This window comes from Sandarakinorhabdus oryzae (genome assembly GCF_009733735.1).
Taxonomy (GTDB): Bacteria; Pseudomonadota; Alphaproteobacteria; order Sphingomonadales; family Sphingomonadaceae; genus Sandarakinorhabdus; species Sandarakinorhabdus oryzae.
Genome location: NZ_WNJP01000280.1, coordinates 1 through 2,275, shown reverse-complemented (window position 1 = coordinate 2,275; position 2,275 = coordinate 1). Strand labels below are relative to the sequence as shown.

Sequence of the window (2,275 nt, the reverse complement as noted above, 5' to 3'; positions counted from 1 at the left end):
GGCGGGCCATTGGAGCGTGCGCCCCTGAGCGGGGCCGGCGTGCGCGCGGCCGCGCTGGTGCGCGATGTCGATCCCTTGAAGGCCAATGCCGCGCGCGTCGCCAGTGGCGATCAGGCCCGGCTGGCGGCGCGGCTCGATTGGCTGCAACGGCTGGAATCACTGGCGACCACCGCCGATGTGGTCGGCCGGATTGGCGCCTTCTTCGATGGCGCGACAAAACTCGCGGCCGCGCCCACCCAGACGGCGGCGCGCACGGTGTTTCTCGACGCCGCCGAGGATGCCGCCGCGGCCTTCGCTGGCCATGGCCGCGACCTCGAGCAGTTGGAAGGCGATATCCGTGCCGAAGCCCGGCTGTCGGCCCGCGCCGTCAATGATCTGGCCGCCGCCTTGGCCAAGGTGAACGACCAGCTGCGCCGCGGCGATTCCGGCGATGTGGCCGCCGCCGGCCTGCTCGACAATCGCGACACCCTGCTGCGCCAGCTGGCCGACGAGGTGCGGATCAGCGTCACTGAAGGCGACCGCGGCGTGGTCGAGGTCAAATTGGGCTTTGGCCCGTCCGCGGTGCAGTTGGTGCCACGCGCCGGCAATGCCAGCCGCATCGGCGTAGCGCCCGATGGCCTGTCGGTGCTGCTCGACCCCGATCATGCGCCGGTGCCGCTGCGCCTGCCCGCCTCCGGCCGGCTCGCTGGCCTGCTGGAAGCGACGGGCGAGATCATCCGCGCCCGCGCCGCGCTGGACGGCAGCGCCGGCAGTTTTGCGACCTTGGTCAATAACTGGCACCAACAGGGCATCGATGCCGCCGGCCAGCCCGGCCAGGCACTCTTTGCCACCACCGCTACCCGCACAACCGTCGGCAAGGCCAACGCTGGCAGCGCGCCGGTGGATGTACAATTGGATGACGGCACCGCGCCCTTCCCCCAGGGCTATCGCCTGATCGCCGAGGCGAGCGGCTTCACGCTGGCCAGGCTGGATGGCAGCGCCAGCATCACTGGCCCCTCCCCGCTGCTGCTCGACGGATTGACCGTCACCATCGGCGCCGGCTGGGTGAGCGGCGACCAATGGACGATCGAGCCGCTGAACGGCGCCCAGGGCCTCAGCCTGCGCCCCGTGAGACCGGCCGAGGTCGCCGCCGCCGGGCGCTGGCAGATCGACGGCCTGCCCACCAACGCCGCACGTGGCCTGCCCGACCTGTTTGACGATCCCGCTGCCCTGGCCCTGCCCGGCGGCGACACCACGCCGCCGCCGTGGCGCATCAGCGTCATCGCCGGCGGCCTGGCCGAAATCCGCGATCCCACCGGCGTCAATCTGCTGGCCACGGTGCCGGCCGATGGCAGCCTGATCGAAGGCCCCGGCGTGCGTTTTCGCCTGCCCGCCGACGCAGCACAGGGCGATCTGTTCCGCATCGCCCCCACACCGCCGGGCGCGCAGGACAATCGCAACCTGCTCGAGCTTGGCCGGCTGCGCACCCAGCCCGGCCCCGATGGCACGATCGAAGCGGTGCTCGACGCCGATCTGGCCGGCATTGGCGCAAAAGTCTCTGATACCAAACGTCTGGAGGCCGCGGCGGCCAGCCTGAAGGAAGATGCCGCGCGCGCCAATGATGCGGTGTCAGCGGTTGATCTGGAGGTGGAGGCCGCCGAACTCACCCGGCTCCAAGCGGCCTATCGCGCCAACGCCCAGGTGATCGGCGTGGCGCGCGACCTGTTCGATCAGATATTGGGCCTCGCCCGATGATCCCGCCGCTTTCCGCCCGCGTCGGCCATGATGCCGCCGTGCGCCGGCTCCGGTCATTGTCGGACCAGTTGGCCGAAGTGCAGCAGCAGATCAGCACGCAAAAGAAGCTGGCCAAACCCGGCGACGATCCCATCGCCTTTGCCCGCGCCGCCACACTGCGGCGTGCCGATGCCGGCGCCGACGTGCAGCGCCGCGCCATGGATGGCGCCACAGCACGGCTTTCGGCCAGCGAAGTGGCGCTGGCCGGCATTGCCGAGTTGGCCGCCCGCGCCAAGGAGCTGGCGCTGGCCGGCCGCAACGGGGCACTGAACACGGATGACCGCAAGGCGCTGGCGGTGGAAGTGCGCGAATTGCTAGCCAGCGCGCGCGGGCTGGCCGAAACGCGCGGGCCCGATGGCGAGGCGCTGTTTGCCGGGGCGGGCACGCCGCCGGCCTATGGCGAGGATGCCGAGGGGCTGGCGACCTGGGCCGGGCTGGGCGTGCCGCCAGAGGTGGCCACCAGCGGCCGGCGCATCCCGGCCGGCATCACCGGCCCCGAAGC

The 2,275-nt window shown here is 71.7% G+C and carries 2 protein-coding genes; both read left to right on the top strand.

The window, feature by feature from the left end; translation table 11 throughout:
- The coding region (locus GJ693_RS15575) for a FlgK family flagellar hook-associated protein (RefSeq protein WP_408014602.1) at positions 1-1,734 on the top strand (1,734 nt) is incomplete at its 5' end.
- A partial coding sequence (locus GJ693_RS15570; RefSeq protein ID WP_197042273.1) for a flagellin N-terminal helical domain-containing protein occupies positions 1,731-2,275 on the top strand: 545 nt, incomplete at its 3' end. The genes GJ693_RS15575 and GJ693_RS15570, both read left to right, overlap by 4 nt.